This window comes from Actinomadura sp. KC06, from assembly GCF_004348735.1.
Classification (GTDB): Bacteria; Actinomycetota; Actinomycetes; order Streptosporangiales; family Streptosporangiaceae; genus Spirillospora.
Genome location: NZ_SMKT01000351.1, coordinates 1 through 2,820 on the forward strand (window position 1 = coordinate 1; position 2,820 = coordinate 2,820).

The 2,820-nt window shown below is 70.1% G+C and carries 2 protein-coding genes; both read right to left on the reverse strand.

The window, feature by feature from the left end; all coding sequences use genetic code 11:
* Positions 1–649: phosphoribosyltransferase family protein (locus E1287_RS42880; protein WP_131971834.1), on the reverse strand; the 649-nt coding region annotated here is incomplete at its 3' end.
* 77 nt (positions 650–726) lie between these two features.
* Positions 727–2,766, reverse strand: a complete 2,040-nt coding sequence (locus tag E1287_RS42885; RefSeq protein WP_243719840.1) for an LpqB family beta-propeller domain-containing protein — start codon at positions 2,764–2,766, stop codon at positions 727–729.
* Between the last annotated feature and the right edge of the window lie 54 nt (positions 2,767–2,820).

The following is a 2,820-nucleotide window of genomic DNA, read 5'->3' on the forward strand; positions in this document are numbered from 1 at the left end:
AGAGACAGTACTTAGCCGAGGCGGCCGTGGGGGTGGCGCCTGCGGCGCGTAGGGCGCGGGCCGCCTCGGCTAAGGAGGCGCCTGTGGTGATGACGTCGTCCACAAGGATCACCTGGCGTCCGGCTAGGTCGGGTGATGTGGTTTCCAGGGCGCCGTCGAGGTTGGTGAGGCGTTGCGCGGCGGTCAGGCCCGCCTGGTCGCCCACCCGTCTTCGTTGTCTCAGGGCGTCCAGGCTCGTTATCGGTATGCCGTCGGCGCGTAGGCGGTGCAGGGCGACGGCGACCATCTCGCGGAGGGGGTCGTGGCCCCGCCGCCTGATGGTCCCGCGTCTGGACGGCACACATACCACGGTCTGCGGCGGATCGAGGCTCGTCAGAGCAGCCTGGATGGCCGTTGCCAGGGCCTCGCCCAGCGGGACGGCCAGGGCCGTTCGGCCACGTTCCTTGTAGGCGGACAGGATCGTCCGTAAGGGGCCGTCGTAGGTGGCGACCGTCCACGGGGGCGGGAGGCCGTCCGGGGCCGTCCTGGCGGGTCGTGCGGGGCCTTGCAGAGGCACCGCGCAGGCGTCGCAGAGCAGGACGGGTTCCCCGCCGCATCCGGCACAGCGTTCGGGAAGCAGCAGGTCGATCAAGTCGGCGAGAAGGTTCATGGGGACGACGATGCCCGCGCCGTCGCAGGTTCGTCTCGAACTGCGCGAACTGTGGATAACTCTCGAAGGGGCGCGCGTCAGCCGGGGTAGGTGGGGTCCTTGGCCGGGGTGGGGCAGATCCACGGGCTGTAGGAGTTGCTCGGGGCGCGCTGGCGGCAGACCTGGTCCTTCCCGGACGAGCGGGTGCCGATCAAGATCGGGGCTCCGGGCGCGGCGGCGATCGTCCGGGGCTCGCCGAGGGACCCGACGCCCAGGGACGTGATGGCGCTGCCGCTGATCGGCATCAGGAACGGGAGGGTCTGCGAGTCGCGCTTGGCGCGGCCGAGGACGGCGAAGGTGTTGTAGTCGCGCCAGGCGAGGTCGACGGCGTCCTGGAGTTCGGAGCTCACGGGCAGGAAGGAGCCGACGTCCAGTGAGCCGTCGGGGGCGTGGGCGATGCGGCCGAGCTGGATCTGGGGACGGCCGTCGATATGTGCGATGACGGCGGCGCGGACACCATCGCGAGCCACGCGGAAGGCGCGTACCTCGCGGCCGCCCAGCCCCCAGTGCGCAGCGCGGACGGGCGGTTTGCCACGCGGACGCACCCAGAGCCACGATTCGTCTTTCTTGGTTTCCACGACCCACAGGGTTCCGTCACGGCTCCAGGTTGGGGCAGTGAAGCGCCCCCCTTCCTGCGCGTTGAGCACCACGCGCGGGGCGGGCGCGCCGGTGAGGGGTGCGGCCACCAGAACCTGATTGCCTGCAGGGTTGAGACCGGCGAATTCCCGGTAATCGGGAGCGATGGCGGGGCGGGAGAGGCGCCCGGCGGCACCGGTCACGACGGGCTGGGCGCGGTCGCTCTCCAGCGTCCCGAGGAAGCCAGACGGGCCAACGGCGTACGCGTTCTGGTGGGACTCGCCCTGCGGAACCTGACCGTCGGGTGAGTTGGCCTCCCAGGCGTGCACGGGCTGGGTGGACTCCATGCCCTCGGGGGTGACGGTCTCGCCGTCGATCCTCAGCCGCCACCGCTTGATTTCCGAAAGTTGCCGCATCGTCCAGCTGAGCTGTGCCGACATCTGCTCGACATTGCCGGCGCGGGCTTCTTTGGTGAGGTCGACAGTGGCGGCCTCCTTGTCGACGTGCACGCCGTGCCGCAGCCGGGTTCCGGCCGGAAAGGCCGTCTGGACGGCACCGTTGAGCCAGGACGTAGGGCCGTCCAGCAGTGCCTGGACGAGTTGCGTTGGCAAGGTCTGCCGGTTCACGACGGGCAGGAAGATGCCGTTGGGGACGAGGGTCTGCTTGTCGGGCGCGAAGAAGAACAGGTTGACGGTGCGCATGGCGCGCTCAACGTCGCCCTTGGAAAGCAGCAGTCCGGTCTTGTCGTCCCCGGGAACGCTGGTGATGCGCCAGACTCCCTGCGGCGTCTTCGCAAGCAGGAACGTAGCCTCAAGACCCTTCGGGGACGCGGTGTACTGACCGTCGGTGGAAATGGTGCCGAGTTCTTCTCCTGTGACCTTCACCGTCGCCTGGTTCTCGGTCGCCTTGACGACCTGCGGCTCGGTGATACGGCTGCTCAAGACGGTCACGGACGGGCGAAGTCCCGGATTCCAGGAGCTCCGGCCGCTGAGGTACATCCTGGCGACCTTGTGGTTGTCGTCGAAGCTCGCTGACGCGGCGAGGAATCCGGAGACGACCTGCGCGGGCCCCCATTCGGGACGCGGCTGCACCGGAATCAGCCGGACATAGGGGTCATCGACGCGTTCGGCTCGTTCAGCGGGTTTGCCAGTGATGACCTGGCCGCCACTGGGCACGGACGCGCACCCGGCCCCGCCCAGCACGAGGACGGCGACCGCCAACCGGCCGACCACCCGACCGACCCTGGCCGTTCCGACCCCCCGACCGGCCCTGGCCGTTCCGATCATCCACCCGGCCTTGGCCGTTCCGATCGCCCGGCCGACCTCACCACGGCCAATCAACGGGCCGAGCCCGCCACGGCCGGTCATCCGGCCGAGCCCGCCACGGCTGATCATCCGGCCGAACCCGCCACGGCCGATCACCCGGTCAAGCCCGCCACGGCCGATCACCCGGCCGAGCCCGTTACGGCTGATCATCCGGCCGAGTCCGGCGGTGCCGATCACTCGGCCAGGTCTCGCACGGCCGGGCCTCGCGCGGCTGGGTGGCCGGTCGGGGGT